This is a genomic window from Klebsiella sp. S69, from assembly GCF_016516145.1.
GTDB lineage: Bacteria > Pseudomonadota > Gammaproteobacteria > Enterobacterales > Enterobacteriaceae > Klebsiella > Klebsiella oxytoca.
Map to the genome: position 1 here is coordinate 1 of NZ_JACVUU010000031.1, position 21,798 is coordinate 21,798.

A 21,798-nucleotide genomic window follows, 5' to 3' on the forward strand; every position below is an offset into this window, starting at 1 on the left:
CCCGGCGGGCTGTAAGCCGTTGTTCCGTGTCAGTGGAGGCGCATTATAGGGCGTAAATTCAAAGTGACAAGCGGTATTTTCAAAAAAAAACTCACCCGCTTAATTTTCAGCCAAATCGCCAGCAGGAAAGAGATTATTGCCTGGTTTTTAAACAAAAACGAGCCCCAGGGGCCCGTTTTTGCTGTTTTGTGATTTACTGCACTGCCACTATCCGGTCATCTTTCACAACCAATTGCACTGCTTTACCCGGAATCAATTCACCGGAGAGGATCTGCTGCGCCAGCGGGTTTTCGATCTGTTGCTGGATAGCACGTTTCAGAGGACGTGCGCCATAAACAGGATCGTATCCATTTTCGCTCAGCAATTTCAGCGCTTCATCAGACATGTGGACTTCGTAGCCGCGTTCCTCAAGTCGTTTATACAACCGCTGCAGCTGAATCTGCGCGATAGAAGCAATATGTTTTTCACCCAGCGGATGGAAGACAACCACTTCGTCAATACGGTTGATAAACTCTGGACGGAAGCTTTGACTAACCACGCCCAGCACCATCTCCTTCATATGGCCATAATCCAGTGCCCCAAAGCGTTCCTGAATAAGGTCGGAGCCAAGGTTAGAAGTCATGATGACCACCGTATTACGGAAGTCGACCGTTCTCCCCTGCCCATCGGTCAAACGTCCATCATCCAGCACCTGCAGCAGAATGTTAAAGACATCCGGGTGCGCTTTTTCCACTTCATCCAGCAGGATGACAGAATAAGGACGACGACGGACCGCCTCGGTCAGATAGCCGCCTTCTTCATAGCCCACGTATCCCGGAGGCGCCCCAACCAGACGTGAAACGGAATGTTTCTCCATAAACTCTGACATGTCGATACGTACCATTGCATCGTCGCTATCGAACATAAAGTTGGCCAGAGCTTTACAGAGTTCTGTTTTACCCACCCCGGTAGGCCCAAGGAACAGGAACGAGCCAATCGGCCTGTTAGGATCGGATAAACCAGCACGGCTACGGCGAATCGCATTAGATACTGCTTCCACCGCTTCGTTCTGACCAATAACGCGGCTATGCAAATCCTGCTCCATACGCAGCAGTTTCTCACGTTCACCTTCAAGCATTCTGGCCACCGGAATACCCGTCCAGCGAGCCAGCACTTCCGCGATTTCGGCATCCGTTACTTTGTTACGCAGCAGGCGCATCGTTTTGCCTTCAGACTGCGTTGCCGCCGCCAGCTGTTTTTCCAGCTCAGGGATCTTGCCATACTGAAGCTCGGACATTCGCGCCAGATCGCCGACACGACGCGCCTGCTCAATGGCGATTTTAGCCTGTTCCAGTTCAGCCTTAATGGTCTGAGTGCCGGAAAGCGAGGCTTTTTCAGCCTTCCACTCTTCCTCTAATTCTGAGTACTGACGTTCTTTATCCGCCAGTTCCTCATTTAGCATATCCAGTCGCTTAATGCTGGCGTCATCAGACTCTTTCTTCAGCGCCTGCTGCTCCAGCTTGAGCTGGATGATACGGCGGTCGAGCCGGTCCAGCTCTTCCGGTTTTGAGTCAATCTGCATCCGAATGCTGGAAGCGGCTTCATCGATCAGGTCGATGGCTTTATCCGGCAGCTGTCGATCGGCAATATAACGATGGGACAGCGTGGCTGCCGCCACAATCGCCGGGTCGGTGATCTGCACGTGATGGTGCAGTTCGTACCGTTCTTTCAGACCACGCAAAATCGCAATGGTATCCTCAACAGTCGGCTCCGCCACGAATACTTTCTGGAAACGACGTTCCAGAGCGGCATCTTTCTCAATATACTGCCGGTATTCATCCAGCGTTGTGGCACCCACGCAGTGCAGTTCACCGCGCGCCAGCGCCGGTTTCAGCATGTTGCCGGCATCCATTGCACCGTCTGCTTTACCTGCCCCCACCATCGTGTGCAGCTCATCGATAAACAGGATAACGTTACCTTCCTGCTTAGCGAGATCGTTCAGTACGCCTTTTAAGCGTTCTTCAAACTCACCGCGGTATTTGGCACCCGCCACCAGCGCGCCCATATCCAGCGCCAGAACTCGACGGCCCTTCAGCCCTTCCGGCACCTCGCCGTTAACGATCCGCTGCGCCAGCCCCTCAACAATGGCCGTTTTACCTACGCCAGGCTCACCGATGAGCACCGGGTTATTTTTGGTACGACGCTGCAGAACCTGAATCGTACGACGAATTTCTTCATCACGACCGATGACCGGGTCAAGCTTGCCCTGCTCGGCACGCTCGGTCAGATCGACGGTAAATTTTTTCAATGCCTGACGTTGATCTTCGGCACCCTGATCGTTCACGCTTTCACCTCCGCGCATTTGTTCAATCGCCTGACTCACGTTGGCGGTTGTTGCTCCGGCAGATTTTAAAAGGTCGGTCAGCGTACCGCGTGATTCAAGCGCAGCCAGAACGAATAGTTCTGACGAAATAAAGTTGTCCTTTCTCTTTTGCGCCAGCTTGTCGCAAAGGTTCAGAATACGCACTAAGTCCTGGGACGGTTGAACATCACCACCGGTACCTTCCACCTGCGGCAAACGGCTTAGCGCCTGTTCAATATTCGTGCGTAGCTCGCCGGCGTTGATGCCAGCCGAAGTTAATAAAGGACGTACCGATCCCCCTTCCTGATTCAGCAAGGCGCTCATAAGATGAAGAGGTTCGATGAATTGGTTGTCGTGCCCAAGCGCAAGGGACTGGGCATCGGCAAGAGCAAGCTGGAATTTATTGGTAAGACGATCCAGACGCATAACTCCTCCCATAACAGGTCAAATTTGCTACTGGAGATTAAATGAGGTCATCCCTCAATTATTCAAGGTTAAAGACCTGAACTATGCAAAAATAAGTTTGCCTTCTGGATCGTCTTAGTTCGGCAGGTTATATCAGCCAGATGAAACTTGCCATACGACCTGTCATCTTGTCGCGGCGATAAGAGAAAAAATCATCCTTTTCGCTGAGGGTACAGCGGTCACCGCCGTAAATCTGCTCAACGCCAACGCCCGCCAGACGCTGACGAGCCAGTTGATAAATATCAGCAAAATATTTTTCACCCGCGGGACGAAATGCACGTTCCGCCAGGGCATCTTTTGCCATAAAAGCTTCCCGCACTTCCGGGCCGACCTCAAACGCATCCGGCCCAATGGCGGGCCCAAGCCAGGCCATGATATTTTCCGGTTTATCGGCGAAACAGGCGATGGTTTCTTCCAGTACGCCTTCGCACAGCCCTCGCCAACCGGCATGCGCAGCCGCAACTTCAGTACCCGCGCGGTTACAAAAAAGCACCGGCAGGCAGTCAGCGGTCATCACCGCGCAGACCGTCCCCGGCACATTGCAGTACGAAGCATCCGCTCGCTTTGACTCGTACGGTCCGCCATCGAGTCGCAAAACTGCCGTACCGTGAACCTGCTCCAGCCATACCGGATATGACGGCAGGCCGCCAGCGGCGAACATACGCCGACGGTTCTCTTCTACGTGCTGTAGATTGTCTCCACAATGGGCGCCGAGATTAAGTGAATCGTATGGCGATAAACTTACCCCGCCAACGCGCGTGGAACTACAGGCAGCCACGCCTTCCGGCATCGGCCATTGCGGTACAATCAGTTTAGTCATAGCCAGTCGATATCGTCTTTATGGGCTTCAAAATCCGCGCGCATGGCATCAATCAAATCCACCATGTCCTGTGGAATTGGCGCATGCCATTCCATCTCAATTCCGCTGATCGGATGGTATAAGCGTAGCATGGTGGCATGCAGCGCCTGACGATCGAACTTCCGCAGGGCAGCGATGAACTCTTCGGATGCCCCTTTGGGCGGACGCGGGCGACCGCCGTAGACCTGATCGCCCACCAGCGGGTGAGTAATGTGCGCCATATGTACGCGAATCTGGTGCGTACGGCCGGTTTCCAGGCGCAAACGCAGCCGAGTATGGATGCGAAAATGCTCCATAATCCGGTAGTGTGTTACCGCCGGTTTTCCCATGGGATGTACCGCCATATGCGTACGCTTGGTCGGGTGGCGGCTAATCGGTTCTTCAACCGTTCCGCCAGCCGTCATATGACCAATCGCCACCGCCTCATACTCGCGGGTGATTTCGCGCAGCTGCAGGGACTCCACCAGTCGGGTTTGCGCCGGGATAGTCTTCGCGACCACCATCAAACCGGTGGTGTCTTTATCAAGACGGTGCACAATCCCCGCACGCGGCACGTCAGCAATGGCCGGATAGTAGTGCAACAGCGCATTCAGCACAGTACCGTCAGGGTTGCCCGCGCCAGGATGCACAACTAAATCGCGCGGTTTATTAATTACGAGGATGTCATCATCTTCATAAACGATATTGAGCGGAATATCCTGTGCCTGGAAACGAACTTCTTCTTCGATTTCAACATCGATAGTAATCGTCTCCCCTCCCAGAACTTTCTCTTTCGGCTTGTCGCTGACGCTGCCGTTTACCAGCACTCTCTGGTCAAGGATCCATTCTTTTATGCGCGAACGCGAATAATCCGGGAACAATTCGGCCAAAGCCTGATCTAAGCGTTGTCCGAGTTGATTTTCGGACACCGTTGCGTTGAGTTGTACTCGTTGTGCCATATACAGCTTCTTCGTTTTAACGTTGGGTTTTACGGCTTTGCCGTTTAATATAGTGTGCTATTGTAGCTGGTCTTAATCGGGAGCAGGAACAGAGATTCTCCCGCATAAACATTTTGAGGAAGTCAAAACGTCATGACGCGCATGAAATACCTGGTGGCAGCAGCCACACTGAGCCTGGCTTTGGTGGGTTGCTCTGGCTCAAAGGAGGAGGTGCCCGATAATCCGCCGAATGAGATCTACGCGACCGCTCAGCAAAAGCTGCAGGACGGTAACTGGAAACAGGCAATAACGCAACTGGAAGCGTTGGATAACCGTTATCCCTTTGGACCTTATTCCCAACAGGTGCAGTTGGACCTGATTTATGCGTACTACAAAAACGCAGACCTGCCGCTGGCTCAGGCAGCCATCGATCGCTTTGTACGCCTGAACCCTACGCATCCTAACATTGATTACGTCATTTATATGCGTGGTCTGACAAATATGGCGTTGGATGACAGTGCGCTGCAGGGCTTCTTTGGCGTCGATCGCTCCGATCGCGACCCACAACACGCGCGTGATGCCTTTAACGACTTCTCCAGGCTGGTCCGTGGCTATCCTAACAGTCAGTACTCTACCGATGCTTACAAGCGTATGGTGTTCCTGAAGGATCGCCTGGCGAAGTACGAGCTGTCAGTGGTCGATTACTATACCGATCGTGGCGCATGGGTTGCAGTAGTTAACCGCGTCGATGGCATGCTGCGTAATTACCCGGATACGCAGGCCACCCGTGATGCGCTACCGAAGATGGAAAATGCCTACCGTCAGATGCAAATGAACGCTCAGGCTGACAAGGTTGCGAAGATCATTGCGGCTAATAGCAAGAACACCTGATAGTCGGTCGCTAAAAAAAACGGCAGCCCAAGGGCTGCCGTTTTTTTATTCGTTAAATAGTTTAGCTGAAGCGGTTTAGCCCCGAGTTAACTCATCAAATATGGCTCTCTTTCTGCCATTCGACAAGTAAAATCTCGCCTGTTCCTGTCCTTTCTCACAAAACAGATTCGTTGACAAAAAGTGACAATAAAATGTGATTTAAATCACGCTTTTTGACATTAGGCGAGGTATGCTGAATTCACCAAGACGGGAAAGACAAGAGGTAAAATTTATGACAATGAACATTACCAGTAAACAAATGGAAATTACTCCGGCAATTCGCCAGCACGTCGCAGACCGTCTCGCCAAACTGGATAAATGGCAAACTCACTTAATCAACCCGCATATCATCCTCTCTAAGGAGCCGCAGGGTTTTGTCGCTGACGCAACCATCAATACGCCGAACGGTCACCTGGTTGCCAGCGCACGGCACGAAGACATGTATGCCGCAATCAACGAATTGATCAACAAGCTGGAACGGCAGCTAAATAAAGTGCAGCACAAAGGGGAAGCCCGCCGCGCCGCCACATCGGTGAAAGAGGCAGGCTTTGTGGAAGAAGAAGAGTAATCCTTAACTTAAGCTTGTGTCATGCCACGCGCCTTCGGGCGCGTTTTTTATTGACAGAGTGAAAACAGTACAGGTACTGTAATTCCCACTAACTCAAGGAATTCATCGTGAAACTCATCCCGTTCTTCTTCGCATTCTTTTTTACCTTCCCCTGAATGGGAGGCAATTCGTCGTGTGATAAAGAATGCGAAGACGAACAATAAGGCCTCCCAAAAGGGAGGCCTTTTTTATTGATAATCAATAACAAGAAAGGCAACACATATGACCGAGGAAAACCCATTACTGGCCCTACGCGATAAGATCAGCGCTCTGGATGAAAAACTGCTGGCGCTGCTGGCGGAACGCCGCGGCCTGGCCGTAGAGGTTGGAAAAGCCAAGCTGGCATCGCACCGGCCGGTGCGGGATATCGACCGCGAGCGCGATCTGCTTGAACGCCTGATGACGCTGGGAAAAAAACACCATCTTGATGCCCACTACATCACACGCCTGTTTCAACTCATTATTGAAGACTCGGTCCTTACCCAGCAAACGCTGCTCCAGCAGCATCTGAATAAAATTAATCCGCACTCTGCACGAGTCGCGTTTCTCGGGCCCAAAGGTTCATACTCGCATCTTGCGGCTCGTCAGTATGCCGCCCGCCACTTTGAACAGTTTATCGAAAGCGGCTGCGCTAAATTCGCGGATATCTTTGAGCAAGTGGAAACCGGTCAGGCTGATTACGCCGTCGTCCCTATTGAAAATACCAGTTCTGGCGGCATCAATGATGTTTATGACCTTCTGCAGCACACCAGCCTATCTATCGTTGGCGAGCTGACGCAGCCTATCGATCACTGCGTGCTGGTTTCAACATCCACCGATGCGCAACAGATTACGACGGTCTACAGCCATCCGCAGCCGTTCCAGCAGTGCAGCCAGTATCTAAGCCGCTATCCGCACTGGAACATTGAATATACCGATAGCACGTCTTCGGCGATGGAAAAGGTCGCTCAGGCAAAATCGCCAACCGTTGCCGCTCTGGGCAGCGAAGCAGGCGGAGCGCTGCACGGTTTGCAGGTACTGGAACATTGCCAGGCTAACCAGACGCAAAACATCACCCGCTTCCTCGTTCTGGCGCGTAAAGCGGTGGAGGTCTCCGATCAGGTGCCGGCGAAAACCACTCTGTTGATGGCTACCGGCCAGCAAGCCGGGGCCCTGGTAGAAGCGCTACTGGTGCTGAGAAACCATAACCTGATTATGACCAAGCTGGAATCGCGTCCTATTCATGGCAATCCGTGGGAAGAGATGTTTTATCTGGATATCCAGGCCAACCTGGAGTCAATGCCAATGCGTAAGGCATTAAAAGAGCTGGCCGAGATAACCCGTTCAATGAAAGTACTGGGATGTTATGCCAGCGAAAACGTGGTGCCGGTCGATCCGGTTTAACGTTCTGTAAACGGCAACTTCTTCATCCCTGCCACGGTCACCGGCAGGGTGAAGATCGCGCCGGAAAGCGGATATTTCGCCAGCTCTTCAGCATCCATATTCTCCCGCGTGGTCGTGATATAGAGCGTTTTCATATCCGCTCCGCCAAAGCACACCATCGTCGGGCAACGCACCGGTAGACGGTACTCCTCCAGTTGCTCGCCCGTCGGAGAAAAGCGCGCAATACGCCAACCGTCAAACATCGCGCTCCAGTAGCAACCTTCAGTATCGATGGCCGCGCCATCAGGAATGCCCTCACCGGGCTGAAAGCGACGAAAGACCTCGCGTTTACCCACTTCGCCCTGCTCATCCAGCGCTGTACGATAGATAACGGCATTGGGCGTATCCGAGGTATACATCCACCGCTTGTCTTCGCTAAATGCCAAACCGTTGGCGCCATGAATGTCGCACTGGATAACCTGCGGAGAGAGATCGTTATCAACGCGCATCAAGAGCGCGCCGTTAAAATCTCCCGGCCCCCAGAAAGTCCCGGCATAAAAGCGGCCATCGCGATCGGTTCCGCCATCGTTAAAACGGGCTAATTGCGGATTGCTGGGGTTATCGCAGACTTTTCGCTGCAGTAATCCATGAACATCGGTGAGCCAGATACCGCTACGTAAAGCGACGATAAAACCGCCCTTTTCGCGTAGTGCAAAACAGCCGGGCTCTTCGGGAAACTGCAGTACCTGATGATCGCCCGTCTGCACGTCGTAGCGATGAATCTCGCACTCCATAATATCGGCCCAGTACAATGCCTGTTCGGCTTCGCTCCAGGTCGGACATTCCGGTAAATGCCCGGTGTAATCAAACAGCGGTTGTGGTTCAGCCATCGTTTTCATCCCTATAAAAAAAAGCCAGCGGGTCACCCCTCTGGCTTTATTGTATACGTCTTTTAACACTTACTGCCGATTATCATTTGCCTGACGCAGCAACGTCCGGCTTTCGCTCTGGAAGCGCTGGGCATAATCACCGAACCAGTGCTCGACCTTACGGAAGCTGTCAATGAATGCCTGTTTATCCCCTTGTTCCAGCAGGCCGATAGCTTCACCGAAGCGCTGGTAGTAGCGCTTAATCAGCGCCAGGTTGTTTTCTGAGGACATAATAATATCTGCGTAGAGCTGCGGATCCTGGGCGAACAGCCGGCCAACCATCGCCAGTTCAAGGCGATAAATCGGTGACGACAGCGCCAGAAGTTGCTCAAGTCGCACGTTCTCTTCGGCCAGGTGCAGGCCATAAGCGAAGGTGGCAAAGTGGCGCAACGCCTGAATAAAGGCCATGTTCTGATCGTGTTCGACGGCGCTAATACGATGGAGCCGCGCGCCCCAGACCTGGATTTGTTCCAGGAACCACTGGTACGCCTCAGGCTGGCGGCCATCGCAATACACCACGACCTGCTTCGCCAGGCTGCCGCTGTCAGGCCCAAACATGGGGTGCAATCCCAATACCGGTCCGTTATGCGCGGCCAGCATCGCCTGTAGCGGTTCCGCTTTGACCGAGGCCAAATCGACCAGAATGCAGTCCGCCGGCAGCGGCGGCAGTTGAGCAATCGTTGCCGCTGTTGTGTGAATCGGTACGCTGACGATGACCATTCCGGCATCGGCGACGATCTCCTCGGCCCGAGACCAGTCGTCTTTCTCGAGGATACGCACCTGATATCCGGAAAGCGTCAGCATTTTTTCAAACAGTCGCCCCATTTGCCCGCCGCCGCCGACGATCACCACCGGACGCAGATTCGGATAAAGCGTTTTAAAACCTTTATCGTTCTCGCTGGAGTAAGACTCACGCATGACGCGACGCAAAACATCTTCGATAAGATCCGGCGGAACCCCTAGTGCCTCAGCCTCCTCACGGCGGGAGGCCAGCATCGCCGATTCACGTTCAGGGACGTAAATCGGCAGACCGTATTGGCTTTTAACTTCTCCGACTTCCGCAACCAGCTCCAGGCGCTTAGCCAGCAGTTCCAGCAGCGCTTTATCGACTTCATCAATTTGATCGCGTAACGCGGTCAGTTCAGCAACCATATAATCCTCTTACGCCAGACGAGCCGCCAGATGGCCTCGCAGATCCTTATCAAGTTCGCGGAGCAACGCATCGGTGGTTTCCCAACTAATGCAGGCATCGGTCACGGAGACACCGTATTTCATATCGCAACGCGGCTGCTCAGAGGACTGGTTTCCTTCGTGGATATTGCTCTCAATCATCAGACCAATAATGGAACGATTACCATCTTTAATCTGCGCGACGACGGATTCAGCAACCGCAGGCTGGCGGCGGTAGTCTTTATTAGAATTCCCATGGCTGCAATCTACCATCAGAGAGGGTTTCAGTCCCGCCTGAGTCATCTCTTTTTCACACTTCGCGACATCTTCCGGGCCGTAGTTGGGCGCTTTACCGCCACGCAGAATGACGTGTCCGTTTGGATTGCCCTGCGTTTGCAGCAGACACACCTGACCGGCCTGGTTAATACCGACGAAGCGATGCGGCATTGCGGCAGCGCGCATGGCGTTAATTGCCGTTGCAAGGCTGCCATCGGTGCCGTTTTTAAAACCGACCGGCATCGACAACCCGGAGGCCATCTCGCGGTGAGTCTGAGATTCTGTCGTACGCGCGCCGATGGCGGACCAGCTAAACAGATCGCCGAGGTATTGAGGACTGTTAGGATCCAACGCTTCCGTCGCTAACGGCAGCCCCATATTGACCAGCTCAACCAGCAGACGACGCGCAATCTTCAAGCCGCCTTCTACATCAAACGAACCATCCATATGCGGATCGTTAATCAGCCCTTTCCAGCCAACGGTGGTGCGGGGTTTTTCAAAATAGACGCGCATGACCAGATAGAGGCTATCGCTGACCTCTTCGGCAAGGGCTTTAAAACGACGAGCGTACTCAATGGCGGTTTCAGGATCGTGAATCGAACATGGACCACATACCACCAACAGGCGCGGATCGCGACCGGCGATGATGTCAGAGATGGTCTGACGAGACTGCGCGATCTGCGCTTCCTGCTCAACGCTCAGAGGGAATTCAGCTTTCAACTGATCCGGCGTGATCAAAACCTGTTCGTCAGTAATATGTACGTTATTCAGCGCGTCTTTTTGCATGATTGCGATCCTGTATAGCTCGTTTGCGATAGTTATTGCCTCAGCGAGGATGACGTAACGATACCATATGAAGTAAAGATTTCAATCCATATTCCGTAAATTTTACTTTACAGCAATAAATTAAATCGCGCCAGATTTACTTCATAATGTACAATTATATTTACAACAAGCATGCAGGTTCAGCACTTCCCCTCTTTTCACTCCATTCTTTTACGAAAAATCCTGGTGAGAATTATCTTAAAGCGGCGGGGCTGGCTAATGACGGTTTTCAGCAATAATGCTATTCTTCGCCCGGGTTTCAGCAATCTGCATCCCCCGCGCTATGACAACCTGACGGATCCGTAATGACAGTTCTTCACCGTCTCTTTTTGACTTTAGTACTATCGCTCGTGGGTATCTCTGCTGTTGCCTCCGAACCGTCTGAAAATGTTCGGACGATCGTTTCGGGAATCGTGACCTATACACGCTGGCCGCAGTTATCCGGCCCGCCAAAGCTTTGTATTTTTTCGACATCACGTTATATCCATAGCCTGACCGAAGAAGCACCGGAATTATTGCCTTATAAACCCGTGATTGTTCGTAATACGGAAGAAGCCTTACAGACGACCTGCGATGGTTTTTATTTTGGTAGTGAATCTCCGACTCAGCAGTCTGAATTTACAGCTAAATATGGAAACCGGCCCCTATTGCTTATTGCGGAACAAAACACCGATTGCTCTATTGGCAGCGCATTTTGCCTGCTTATAAACAATGAGAGAGTCAGATTTTCCGTAAATCTGGATGTACTGACGCACAGCGGCGTTCGGGTTAATCCCGATGTGCTGATGCTTGCCCGGAAAACATCACATGAATAAGGATTTTTCTCAGGCCCCGCGCCCCACATTTAAAAGAGCGCTACGCCGTATCAGCATGATAAGCGTTGTTATCTCTATGACACTGGTCTGGCTATTGCTCTGCGCCGCTTCCATATTCACACTCAAGCAATACGCACAAAAAAATCTGGAGCTCACCGCCGCCACGATGGGCCGTAGTCTGGAAGCCGCGCTGGTCTTTGGCGATAGCGCGGCGGCCGAAGATACCCTGGCCACCCTGGGCAAGCAGGGACAGTTTTCGCAGGCAATCCTGGTCGACGGTCGGCAGAAGCCCTTTGCCTCATGGCATAACGATGGCCTGGCCAGGCAGGATAAAGTCAGCGACGTTATCAGCAAATGGCTATTCCCGGAACCCACGGTACAACCTATCCTGCACCAGGGGAAAGTTATCGGTGAACTTCGTCTGACCGCTCTGGACAGGCTGATAAGCTATTTCCTCGGTATCTCAATTATTGTGCTAACCGGCAGCATTTTTCTCGCCTCATGCATTGCATTGCTGCTTACCCACTCGCTGCATCGTGGCATCGTGGCTGCGCTGCAGAGTATTACCGAGGTAGTTCATGATATCCGCGAAAATCGCCATTTCTCTCGTCGGGTCCCCGAAGAGCGTATTGAAGAGTTTCACCTCTTTGCCCAGGACTTTAATAGTCTGCTGGGCGAGATGGAGGACTGGCAGCGGCAGCTTCAGGCTAAAAATGCCCAGCTTCTGCGTAGCTCCTTGCAGGATCCGTTGACCGGCCTGGCTAACAGAGCCGCTTTCCGCAACGTTATTAATGCGTTGATGAAAGACGAAACCGTCCATGGTAGTTCTGCGCTGCTGTTTCTTGACGGCGATAATTTCAAGCTCATTAACGATAACTGGGGCCATGCTGCCGGCGACAAGGTGTTAATTGAGGTCGCCAGCCGCCTGATGGCCTTTGTCGGCAAACAGCACCAGGCGTGGCGTCTCGGCGGCGATGAATTTGCCGTTCTGCTGCGCAATGTTCATACAGAGGCTGAAGTTCAGGCACTCTGCAGCGCATTGTCGGAACAGTTTATCCCGCCGTTTAATCTCCACAACGGCCACACCGTCAGGCTGTCGCTGAGTATTGGTTACGCATTAACCTGGGAACATGCCTCCGCGGAAAATCTGCAAGAACTTGCCGACCAAAATATGTATCGGATGAAACACCAGCGCTTACAGCGAACGCAAAAATAAAAGGAATCACCATGATCGGGAAATATTTTGCTCCTGCTTTACTGGCCGCACTTTTTCTAAGCGGCTGTCAGGCTCCGCAAGGAAAATTCTCTGCAGAACAAATTGCAGCAATGAAGTCATACGGCTTTACTGAAGCCAATGGCGACTGGTCATTAGGAATATCTGACTCCATATTATTCGACAAAAACGACTATCACCTGCGTGCCGATAGCAAACAGCAAATTCGCACTATGGCTTCGCGTCTGGCCACCACCGGAATTACCCATAGTCGTCTCGAAGGACATACTGATAATTACGGCGAAGACGCTTACAACGAAATGTTATCGCTTAAACGCGCGAACAGCGTTGCGGATGCCTGGGCCGAAGGGGCAAATATTCCGCGCACCAATTTGACCACTCGCGGGCTCGGGAAAAAGTATCCGATAGCCAGCAACGCTACCGCACAAGGACGCGCTGAAAACCGCCGCGTCACGGTGGTTATCAGCACGCCTTAAGCACCTATTCGACTGACTTAGCCTCTGTCATCGCCGTTGCTGCGCGCCAGCGCAGATAATCAACGGCGAGACACAGCGCGAGGCTAATCCCCATTAGCGGCAGCGCCAGCCCCAACATCACTGTGATAACGCCGATCGACAGACGAGCAGGCCATGCTAAGCCCAGCCACGCGTGGAGCAGCGTATTAGCCGGGTTAAAGGCCGAACTCGCGGGACGGCGTATCCACCACAAACGGTACCCCACCACGATCATCACGCAGAGTGCAATCCCGAATACGATAAGCAGTAACTGATTGGCAAGCCCGAACAAAATTCCCATATGGAAATCCACGCCCCAGCGGGTAAGTTTAGCCATCAGCGGAAAGTCGGAAAAATGAGTGCGGTCCACGACCTGCATATTTGAACCATCGATCGCTACCGCATCAACCTGTGTCGGCCAGCTTCTGTCAATTTCATTTACCGTCCACGCGCGTCCGGAGGCCGACGGAGGACGAATCTCCAGCTTGCCTGCTTCCAGCCCGGACTTGCGAGCAGCCTGCAGGACCTCGTCAAAATCCTCTACGCGAAGTGGGACGTTCGTCTTCTCCATCGCCCCGTGTCTCATATGATGTTCCGCATGTGGATCCTGTATTGCCGGAGTGGTTCTTTCCAGCTGCGCGTTTACCTGCGGCGTCAACCAGCCAAAGGCGGTGCGCATCTTGTCGACGTTACTGCCCGCCCATTGTGACCAGGTCAAACCGGTCGCAGAGAATAACAGCATACCGATTAACAGCGCCCAGCCGAGAGAAACATGCAGGCGACGGTTATTCTGCACTCTATTATTTATACGACGACGCGGTCGGGTCATCGACCACAGCGCGATCCCGCCAAGAGCGGCAACCCACATCCAGGAGGCTGCCAGCTCGCTGTACAGTCGGCCGAAGTTACCCAGCAGCAAAGAGCGATGGGCATAATCAATCCACTGCCGCAGCGGCAAAATACCGCTGGTGCCGTAAACCGGCATATCACCTGTCACGCGTAACGTCACCGGATCGACAAAAATTGCCCGCGTTTCAGACTCGCCAAGATTTGGATCAATAAACATCACTCGGGTAGTATCGCCAGCCATAATCCCCGGTCGAACCGCGTGCAAACGGAGGTTTCCCTGGACCGCCTCCATTGCTACGGTAATTTGCGCGCTCAGCGGCTGCTTTTCGCCGCTGAGCGTCCCCTCCAGCGTCTCTTTATAGAGCCAGCTTTCCAGCTGCGGGGTGGCGACATAGAGCGTACCGGTCAGAGCCGCCACAAAGATAAACGGTCCGATAAACAGTCCGATATAGAAATGAAGACGACGCAGCAGGTTCAGCCATGCCGCGCGCGAGGTGCAGGTAGTCATACTTTTCCTTTTTGAGAGCAAAAGAGAACGTTGCGCAGTGCGCACATGATTTTTTAGTTAAGGAAGCAAGCAGACTGTTGCGGCGGAGCGCGGGTATGAGGGTAAAGCCAGGGAAAGTAGTGCCAGTGTTTCCGTTCCGGACGGAAAACCGGTGCGCTATAGCGTCGAAGCACCATGCTGATCAGCAGTACCAGCGCAAAAATCATCCCTGGCACGTGGGCTAATAGTACGCAGTAGCCGCAGGCTTCAGCATGATCGACCGGCATGCTGTGCGCATGTTCCGCAATCGAGGCGTCAGTATGCATTATGGGCATCTGATGTGATGGCATCTCTTCCGGTATTTCCATCGTTAAGTGGTGCATACCGCTCATCGGATCTTTTTGCAGCGCGACAGAGATCAGCGGCGCCACCACGATCAGCAGGATCGCAAACAGCGCCAGCCATGCGGCGTGCCGTTGTGATGCCGGGTGATGAAAAATAGTGCTGACCACGGTCCCTCCGAATGAGGGCCATATTGTAAATGATTCTCAATGAAATAGTTAAAATGAAGATAAAAAAAGGGCTGGCCCATCAGGCCAGCCCTCTCATTCAGGATGTCGCGAAAGCGAATCTTAGTTAAGACGCTCTTTGATACGAGCAGACTTACCGGTACGCTCACGCAGGTAGTACAGTTTAGCTTTACGTACAGCACCACGACGTTTGACAGAAATGCTGTCAACTACCGGAGAGTGAGTCTGGAAGACACGCTCAACGCCTTCGCCGTTGGAAATTTTGCGAACAGTGAATGCAGAGTGCAGACCGCGGTTACGAATAGCGATAACCACGCCCTCGAATGCCTGCAGACGTTTTTTGGAACCTTCAACAACCCATACTTTCACTTCCACGGTATCACCCGGACGGAAGGAAGGTACGTCCTGCTTCATCTGTTCTTGTTCAAGTTGCTTAATAATGTTGCTCATAATTTAATCTCTTATCCTGGGTAAACTGATATTGGGGGCTTACGCCATCCCATCATGTTTATGTTGCTGTTGCGCGAGTTCCTTTTTGAACTCCGCCAGCAACCTTGCTTGCTCTTCAGTCAGAGCCAGGTTTTCCAAAAGTTCAGGTCTTCTAAGCCAGGTTCGGCCCAGCGACTGCTTCAGACGCCAGCGACGTATCTCCGCATGGTTTCCCGACAGCAATACCGGCGGTACTTCCATACCTTCTAACACTTCAGGGCGCGTATAGTGCGGGCAATCCAGCAATCCTTCAGCAAACGAATCTTCGATTGCCGAAGCTTCATGACCCAGAACCCCCGGAATAAACCGGGAAACGGAATCAATCAGCGTCATTGCCGGTAGCTCACCACCGCTGAGAACGTAATCGCCGATTGACCATTCTTCATCAATTTCGGTCTGAATTACGCGCTCATCTACGCCTTCGTAGCGACCGCACACCAAAATCAGCTTCTGATTTGTTGCCAGTTCGCTGACGCCAGCTTGATCAAGCTTGCGTCCCTGAGGTGAAAGATAAATCACCTTTGCGCCTTCACCTGCCGCGGCTTTTGCTGCATGAATCGCATCCCGCAAAGGTTGCACCATCATTAGCATCCCCGGTCCGCCGCCGTAAGGACGATCGTCCACGGTACGGTGCCGGTCATGAGCGAAATCTCGAGGACTCCAGCTCTGGATGCTCAGCAGGCCATTTTTTACTGCCCGGCCAGTTACCCCGTAATCGGTAATTGCGCGGAACATTTCTGGAAACAGGCTAACGATACCTATAAACACAAGCCAATCCCCATAGTGCCGTTTTTTACCGTTTATTCGGAGAATTTAAAAACCAGGATCCCAATCTACTTCGATAGTACGAGTAGCGAGATCGACTTTCTTGATAACCTGCCCATCGAGGAACGGAACCAGCCGCTCCTTGATACCAAATGCATCTTTCAGGTTTGCCTTGATGACGAGAACGTCATTAGACCCGGTTTCCATCATGTCGATGACTTTACCGAGGCTATAGCCTTCAGTGGTCACTACCTGGCAGCCCATCAGGTCTTTCCAGTAATAGTCACCCTCTTCAAGCGCAGGCAGCTGCGATGAATCCACGACAATTTCGCAATTAGTCAATAGATTCGCTGCATCGCGATCGTCAATGCCTTTCAGCTTAATGACGATATCCTGATTGTGGTGGCGCCAGCTTTCCAGCTCAACAACCTGCCACTGACCCGCCTTCTGGATAAACCAGGGCTGATAGTCAAAAATGCTTTCGGCGTCTTCGGTGGAGGAAAACACTCTGAGCCAACCACGGATACCGTAGGAAGAACCCATTTTGCCCAATACAATCGGATCAACAGGTGCTTGTGCGGTGTGTTGCTTGCTCATCATGACCACCGTGACAGATTAAGCTGCTTTGTTAGCGGCTTTGATCAGCGCAGCTACGCGATCGGAAACAGTCGCGCCCTGGCCAACCCAGTGAGCGATACGATCCAGATCCAGACGAGTTCCTTCTTCGGTCGCAGAAGCGATCGGGTTGAAGAAACCAACGCGCTCGATGAAGCGACCGTTGCGTGCATTACGGCTGTCGGTAACAACAACCTGGTAGAACGGACGCTTTTTCGCGCCGTGACGTGCTAAACGAATAGTAACCATAACATCCTCTTGTGTGAATAAAACACCGGGCCCCATCGAGGAACGGAGCCCGGTGTCATATTAAAAGCCCGAAAATTTTACTGATTTCTGGGGAAATTGCAATCAGCAGTTATAAACTCTGCTGTGGAAGGGCACCGCAGATACCCTAAATTGGGTACCTGCGAGTAATTCATAGCCAGAGCGCGCCAACAATGGGACAGGAAAGAAGGGCGCGCCGGCAGCAATAGCCACAATACTATCGGCCTCCGGGGAAACCTGGCGGCATCATACCTTTCATTCCACGCATCATCTTCATCATGCCGCCTTTCGACTTCATCTTCTTCATCATGCGCTGCATATCGTCAAACTGCTTGAGCAGACGGTTCACATCCTGCACCTGCATTCCGCAGCCTGCGGCGATACGGCGCTTACGCGAACCTTTAATAATTTCCGGTTTAGCGCGCTCTTTCAGCGTCATCGAGTTGATGATGGCTTCCATACGCACCAGCACTTTGTCGTCCATTTGCGATTTAACGTTGTCCGGTATCTGCCCCATGCCCGGCAGCTTGCCCATCAGGCTGGCCATACCGCCCATGTTTTTCATCTGACGCAGCTGTTCAAGGAAATCGGTCAAGTCAAAACCATCGCCTTTTTTCAGCTTAGAGGCCAGCTTTTCAGCCTGCGCGCGGTCGACCTTACTTTCGATATCTTCGATCAGGGACAGGACATCGCCCATGCCGAGAATACGGGAAGCGATACGATCCGGATGGAACGGCTCCAGCGCTTCGGTTTTCTCGCCAACCCCGAGGAATTTAATCGGCTTGCCGGTGATATGACGAATCGACAGCGCCGCGCCGCCGCGGGCGTCGCCGTCCACTTTGGTCAATACAACACCGGTTAACGGTAGCGCTTCGTTAAACGCTTTCGCGGTATTCGCCGCATCCTGGCCGGTCATCGCATCGACAACGAACAGGGTTTCTACCGGATTAAGCGTTGCATGGACCTGCTTAATCTCGTCCATCATCGCTTCATCAACGTGCAGACGACCAGCGGTATCCACCAGCAGCACGTCGTAGAATTTGAGCTTCGCTTCTTTCAGCGCGGCATTAACGATATCAACCGGTTTCTGGCCAACGTCAGACGGAAAGAAATCGACGCTAACCTGCTCTGCCAGCGTTTCCAGCTGTTTGATCGCCGCGGGACGATAAACGTCAGCGGAAACCACCAGGACTTTCTTCTTGTGCTTTTCACGCAAGAATTTACCCAGCTTAGCGACGCTGGTCGTTTTACCCGCCCCCTGCAAACCGGCCATCAGAACTACGGCAGGCGGCTGCGCGGCTAAATCGAGCGCCTGGTTCTCTTCGCCCATCGCGGCAACCAGTTCGTTGCGCACGATTTTGACGAACTCCTGCCCCGGGGTCAGGCTTTTATTAACTTCATGACCAACCGCGCTCTCTTTTACACGGTTGATGAAGTCGCGAACCACAGGCAGAGCAACGTCCGCCTCCAGCAGCGCCATGCGCACTTCGCGCAGGGTATCTTTAATATTGTCTTCAGTAAGGCGTCCGCGGCCGCTAATGTTGCGCAGCGTACGCGACAAACGATCGGTTAAATTATCAAACATTGTCTCTCGCCTGAGGTGGAAACGGTCGGTCGCCGCAGCGACACAAAAACGGAATGGGCGCAGTATAACACGACATAAACGCGAATGTGCTGCAACGGTTGGAGCCAGACTCGCGTGACGTTATACTGCTTCTCTCTACTATTTAGTCAACAGTCGACGCGCATATGCCTGTTTTTGCTCTACTCGCCCTTGTCGCCTACTCCATCAGCCTCGCGCTGATCGTCCCTGGTCTGTTACAAAAAAACAGCAGCTGGCGGCGGATGGCGATTCTTTCCGCAACTATTGCGTTGATTTGTCACGCCTTTGCGCTGGAGTCACGCATTTTTCCCGGCGGCGAAAGCGGGCAAAACCTCAGCTTATTAAACGTGGGATCGCTGGTTAGCCTGATGATCTGTACGGTGATGACCATCGTCGCATCGCGCAATCGCGGCTGGCTGCTGCTGCCCATTGTCTACACCTTCGCCCTGATCAACCTCGCGTTCGCCACCTTTATGCCGAACGAGTACATCACGCATCTGGAAACCACGCCGGGGATGTTGGTCCACATCGGCCTGTCGCTCTTTTCTTATGCTACGCTGATTATCGCCGCGCTCTACGCTCTGCAGCTGGCGTGGATTGACTATCAGTTAAAGAACAAACGATTGACCTTCAGTAGCGAAATGCCGCCGCTGATGAGCATCGAACGTAAAATGTTTCATATCACCCAGATAGGCGTGGTGCTGTTAACCCTGACGCTGTGTACCGGGCTGTTTTACATGCATAACCTGTTTAGTGCGGAAAACATTGATAAAGCCGTACTCTCTATCGTGGCGTGGTTCGTTTATATCGTCCTGCTTTGGGGCCACTATCATGAAGGGTGGCGCGGACGCCGGGTCGTCTGGTTTAACGTGACTGGCGCAGGCCTGCTGACGCTGGCCTACTTTGGTAGCCGCGTATTGCAACAGTTCATGAGCTAAGTCTTTAAGGAATCCCTAGTGGAACATATCTCCACCACCACGCTGATCGTAACGCTGATCATCATGGTGGTTATCTCCGCCTATTTCTCCGGTTCTGAAACCGGCATGATGACGCTAAATCGCTATCGCCTGCGTCATATGGCCAAGCAGGGCAATCGTCAGGCAAAACGCGTTGAAAAGCTGCTGCGCAAACCTGACCGTCTGATTAGCCTGGTCCTCATTGGCAATAATCTGGTTAATATTCTCGCTTCGGCGCTCGGCACCATCGTGGGTATGCGCCTGTACGGCGATGCAGGCGTTGCCATTGCCACCGGGGTTCTGACGTTCGTGGTGCTGGTATTTGCGGAAGTGCTGCCCAAAACCATTGCGGCGCTCTACCCGGAAAAGGTCGCCTATCCCAGCAGCCTTCTGCTCGCGCCGCTGCAAATACTGATGATGCCGCTGGTGTGGTTGCTCAACACCATCACCCGCATTCTGATGCGCATCATGGGCATTAAAACCGATATCGTCATTAGCGGGGCGCTCAGCAAAGATGAACTGCGTACTATCGTTAATGAATCACGCTCGCAAATCTCCCGCCGCAATCAGGACATGCTGCTGTCGGTTCTGGATCTCGAGAAAGTTAGCGTGGACGACATCATGGTCCCGCGCAATGATATCGTCGGTATTAATATTAACGACGACTGGAAGTCCATTGTCCGCCAACTGACCCACTCTCCCCACGGCCGCATCGTGCTGTACCGCGACACCCTTGACGATGCCATCAGCATGCTGCGGGTACGCGAAGCTTATCGCCTGATGACGGAGAAAAAAGAGTTCACAAAAGAGGTAATGCTGCGCGCCGCCGACGAAATTTACTTCGTGCCGGAAGGGACGCCGCTCAGCACCCAACTGGTAAAATTCCAGCGCAACAAAAAGAAAGTGGGCCTGGTGGTGGATGAATATGGGGATATTCAGGGCCTGGTCACGGTTGAGGATATCCTCGAAGAGATCGTCGGCGATTTTACGACCTCCATGTCGCCTACGCTTGCTGAAGAGGTAACGCCGCTTAACGATGGTTCAGTGATTATCGACGGTACCGCCAACGTACGTGAAATCAATAAAGCATTTAACTGGCATCTGCCGGAAGATGAAGCGCGAACCATTAACGGTATCATTCTGGAAGCTCTCGAAGAGATCCCTGCCCCCGGCACCCGCGTGCGCATTGAACAGTATGATATCGATATTCTTGATGTTCAGGAGAATATGATTAAACAGGTGAAGGTTATGCCGGTAAAACCCATTCGTGAAAGCGTGGCGGAGTCATAGCATACCTGGCACGGTGCAGGTCTGAATAGAAAAACGGCTACCTCATGGTAGCCGTTTCGCTTATTTACTTCGCTTTCGCTACGGTTACCATCGCCGCGCGAATAGTACGGCCATTCAAGGTGTAGCCCTTTTGCATAATGCCCAGAACGTTACCTGCCGGTACGTCCTCGGACTCAACCATCGCAATGGCCTGATGCACGTTCGGATCCAGCGGCACGTTAGTATCGCCAATGACTTCCACGCCAAACTTACGAACCACGTCCAGCATCGACTTCAGCGTCAGTTCGATACCTTCAACCATCGGCGCCATATCCGGGTTGGCTTTATCAGCCACTTCCAGGGCGCGGTCCAGGCTGTCGATGACCGGCAACAGTTCGTTGACGAACTTCTCAAGCGCAAACTTATGCGCTTTTTCGATATCCTGCTCGGTACGACGGCGCAGGTTATCTTCATCGGCTTTCGCACGCAGCAATACTTCACGTTCGCGCTTCTGGGCTTCAACGAGCTGAGCTTCCAGATTCGCAATTTTTTCATCGCGCGGATCCACCTGCTCAGCCGAAACCTCAGGCTCTACCGCCTCAACGTCATCGTGCTGCTCCGTGATAATTTCTTCCGGGGCTTGCCCCTCAGGCGTTTTCTGTTCTTTACTACTCATGAATTTCTCCGCGTTTTTTTTCGCATTCATCTCGCTAACTTCGCTTATTATGGGGATCAGTTTCCGGG

Annotated in this window: 23 protein-coding genes and 1 other annotated feature; of the genes, 9 read left to right on the forward strand and 14 right to left on the reverse strand. The window is 52.7% G+C overall.

The genetic code is table 11. The features are described from left to right. Window positions 1–193: 193 nt before the first annotated feature. The 3 genes from clpB to rluD all read right to left on the reverse strand — a co-directional run bounded on the left by clpB (window position 194) and on the right by rluD (window position 4,603). Window positions 194–2,767, reverse strand: coding sequence for an ATP-dependent chaperone ClpB (gene clpB, locus IAE27_RS25275; RefSeq protein ID WP_004104610.1), 2,574 nt, complete (start codon window positions 2,765–2,767; stop codon window positions 194–196). A 127-nt stretch (window positions 2,768–2,894) separates the two neighbouring features. Continuing rightward, window positions 2,895–3,626, reverse strand: a complete 732-nt coding sequence (gene yfiH / locus IAE27_RS25280; RefSeq protein WP_016808274.1) for a purine nucleoside phosphorylase YfiH — start codon at window positions 3,624–3,626, stop codon at window positions 2,895–2,897. Then, window positions 3,623–4,603 carry a 23S rRNA pseudouridine(1911/1915/1917) synthase RluD gene (rluD, locus tag IAE27_RS25285; protein ID WP_070555965.1) on the reverse strand — a complete coding sequence of 327 codons (981 nt, stop codon included), beginning with the start codon at window positions 4,601–4,603 and terminating at the stop codon, window positions 3,623–3,625. Before rluD ends, yfiH begins: the two co-directional genes overlap by 4 nt. Before the next feature lie 132 nt (window positions 4,604–4,735). Here rluD and bamD point away from each other — a divergent pair, with 132 nt between their 5' ends. The 4 genes from bamD to pheA all read left to right on the forward strand — a co-directional run bounded on the left by bamD (window position 4,736) and on the right by pheA (window position 7,502). Beyond that, window positions 4,736–5,473 (forward strand): outer membrane protein assembly factor BamD, encoded by a 738-nt coding sequence (gene bamD, locus IAE27_RS25290; protein WP_004104615.1) that lies wholly within the window; start codon window positions 4,736–4,738, stop codon window positions 5,471–5,473. A gap of 271 nt (window positions 5,474–5,744) precedes the next feature. Beyond that, on the forward strand, window positions 5,745–6,080 hold the full coding sequence (gene raiA, locus IAE27_RS25295; RefSeq protein ID WP_004104616.1) for a ribosome-associated translation inhibitor RaiA: 336 nt from the start codon (window positions 5,745–5,747) through the stop codon (window positions 6,078–6,080). Between the two features lie 106 nt (window positions 6,081–6,186). Then, window positions 6,187–6,311: a sequence feature (Phe leader region), on the forward strand. Beyond that, a complete protein-coding gene (pheL, locus tag IAE27_RS25300) occupies window positions 6,188–6,235 on the forward strand; it encodes a pheA operon leader peptide PheL (RefSeq protein ID WP_101706155.1) in 48 nt (15 codons plus the stop codon). It overlaps the preceding feature by 48 nt. Before the next feature lie 30 nt (window positions 6,312–6,341). After that, window positions 6,342–7,502 (forward strand): bifunctional chorismate mutase/prephenate dehydratase, encoded by a 1,161-nt coding sequence (gene pheA, locus IAE27_RS25305; protein WP_154022932.1) that lies wholly within the window; start codon window positions 6,342–6,344, stop codon window positions 7,500–7,502. Here pheA and IAE27_RS25310 read toward each other — a convergent pair. From IAE27_RS25310 to aroF, 3 genes are all read right to left on the reverse strand, one after another. Continuing rightward, window positions 7,499–8,371, reverse strand: a complete 873-nt coding sequence (locus IAE27_RS25310) for an SMP-30/gluconolactonase/LRE family protein (protein ID WP_064374018.1) — start codon at window positions 8,369–8,371, stop codon at window positions 7,499–7,501. The two genes, pheA and IAE27_RS25310, sit on opposite strands and share 4 nt — an antisense overlap. A gap of 69 nt (window positions 8,372–8,440) precedes the next feature. Next, window positions 8,441–9,562, reverse strand: coding sequence for a bifunctional chorismate mutase/prephenate dehydrogenase (tyrA, locus tag IAE27_RS25315; protein ID WP_004104619.1), 1,122 nt, complete (start codon window positions 9,560–9,562; stop codon window positions 8,441–8,443). 9 nt (window positions 9,563–9,571) lie between these two features. Continuing rightward, window positions 9,572–10,642, reverse strand: coding sequence for a 3-deoxy-7-phosphoheptulonate synthase AroF (gene aroF, locus IAE27_RS25320; protein ID WP_004104620.1), 1,071 nt, complete (start codon window positions 10,640–10,642; stop codon window positions 9,572–9,574). Between the two features lie 344 nt (window positions 10,643–10,986). Here aroF and IAE27_RS25325 point away from each other — a divergent pair, with 344 nt between their 5' ends. From IAE27_RS25325 to IAE27_RS25335, 3 genes are read left to right on the forward strand one after another with little or no spacing between them, the layout of a single operon-like run. Further along, window positions 10,987–11,496: a YfiR family protein gene (locus IAE27_RS25325; protein ID WP_154022931.1), complete on the forward strand. Its 510-nt coding sequence runs from the start codon at window positions 10,987–10,989 to the stop codon at window positions 11,494–11,496. After that, window positions 11,489–12,712 (forward strand): diguanylate cyclase DgcN, encoded by a 1,224-nt coding sequence (dgcN, locus tag IAE27_RS25330; RefSeq protein ID WP_070555966.1) that lies wholly within the window; start codon window positions 11,489–11,491, stop codon window positions 12,710–12,712. The genes IAE27_RS25325 and dgcN overlap by 8 nt, the downstream gene beginning before the upstream one ends. A gap of 11 nt (window positions 12,713–12,723) precedes the next feature. After that, a complete protein-coding gene (locus IAE27_RS25335) occupies window positions 12,724–13,206 on the forward strand; it encodes an OmpA family protein (RefSeq protein ID WP_004104626.1) in 483 nt (160 codons plus the stop codon). Window positions 13,207–13,210: 4 nt separating this feature from the next. Here IAE27_RS25335 and IAE27_RS25340 read toward each other — a convergent pair whose 3' ends face one another. The 7 genes from IAE27_RS25340 to ffh form a co-directional block, all read right to left on the reverse strand. Continuing rightward, window positions 13,211–14,581, reverse strand: a complete 1,371-nt coding sequence (locus IAE27_RS25340) for a PepSY-associated TM helix domain-containing protein (protein ID WP_070555967.1) — start codon at window positions 14,579–14,581, stop codon at window positions 13,211–13,213. Between the two features lie 53 nt (window positions 14,582–14,634). Then, a complete protein-coding gene (locus tag IAE27_RS25345) occupies window positions 14,635–15,072 on the reverse strand; it encodes a DUF2946 domain-containing protein (RefSeq protein WP_154022930.1) in 438 nt (145 codons plus the stop codon). A 120-nt stretch (window positions 15,073–15,192) separates the two neighbouring features. Further along, window positions 15,193–15,540 carry a 50S ribosomal protein L19 gene (gene rplS, locus IAE27_RS25350; protein ID WP_004104634.1) on the reverse strand — a complete coding sequence of 116 codons (348 nt, stop codon included), beginning with the start codon at window positions 15,538–15,540 and terminating at the stop codon, window positions 15,193–15,195. Between the two features lie 39 nt (window positions 15,541–15,579). Continuing rightward, the gene (gene trmD, locus IAE27_RS25355) at window positions 15,580–16,347 is read right to left on the reverse strand and encodes a tRNA (guanosine(37)-N1)-methyltransferase TrmD (protein WP_004104636.1); all 768 of its coding nucleotides are present in this window, start codon (window positions 16,345–16,347) and stop codon (window positions 15,580–15,582) included. A gap of 45 nt (window positions 16,348–16,392) precedes the next feature. Continuing rightward, window positions 16,393–16,941, reverse strand: coding sequence for a ribosome maturation factor RimM (rimM, locus tag IAE27_RS25360; RefSeq protein ID WP_004104638.1), 549 nt, complete (start codon window positions 16,939–16,941; stop codon window positions 16,393–16,395). A gap of 18 nt (window positions 16,942–16,959) precedes the next feature. Beyond that, on the reverse strand, window positions 16,960–17,208 hold the full coding sequence (rpsP, locus tag IAE27_RS25365; RefSeq protein WP_004104640.1) for a 30S ribosomal protein S16: 249 nt from the start codon (window positions 17,206–17,208) through the stop codon (window positions 16,960–16,962). 235 nt (window positions 17,209–17,443) lie between these two features. Then, on the reverse strand, window positions 17,444–18,811 hold the full coding sequence (gene ffh / locus IAE27_RS25370; RefSeq protein ID WP_004114506.1) for a signal recognition particle protein: 1,368 nt from the start codon (window positions 18,809–18,811) through the stop codon (window positions 17,444–17,446). Window positions 18,812–18,975: 164 nt separating this feature from the next. On the opposite strand from ffh, the gene IAE27_RS25375 reads away from it, so the two are divergent. Together IAE27_RS25375 and IAE27_RS25380 are read left to right on the forward strand one after the other, a co-directional pair. Beyond that, a complete protein-coding gene (locus tag IAE27_RS25375) occupies window positions 18,976–19,767 on the forward strand; it encodes an inner membrane protein YpjD (protein WP_004104642.1) in 792 nt (263 codons plus the stop codon). 18 nt (window positions 19,768–19,785) lie between these two features. Then, the gene (locus IAE27_RS25380; protein WP_004104643.1) at window positions 19,786–21,075 is read left to right on the forward strand and encodes an HlyC/CorC family transporter; all 1,290 of its coding nucleotides are present in this window, start codon (window positions 19,786–19,788) and stop codon (window positions 21,073–21,075) included. 64 nt (window positions 21,076–21,139) lie between these two features. Here IAE27_RS25380 and grpE read toward each other — a convergent pair whose 3' ends face one another. Beyond that, complete coding sequence (gene grpE, locus IAE27_RS25385; protein WP_004104644.1) at window positions 21,140–21,730, reverse strand: nucleotide exchange factor GrpE; 591 nt, start codon at window positions 21,728–21,730, stop codon at window positions 21,140–21,142. Window positions 21,731–21,798: the final 68 nt, after the last annotated feature.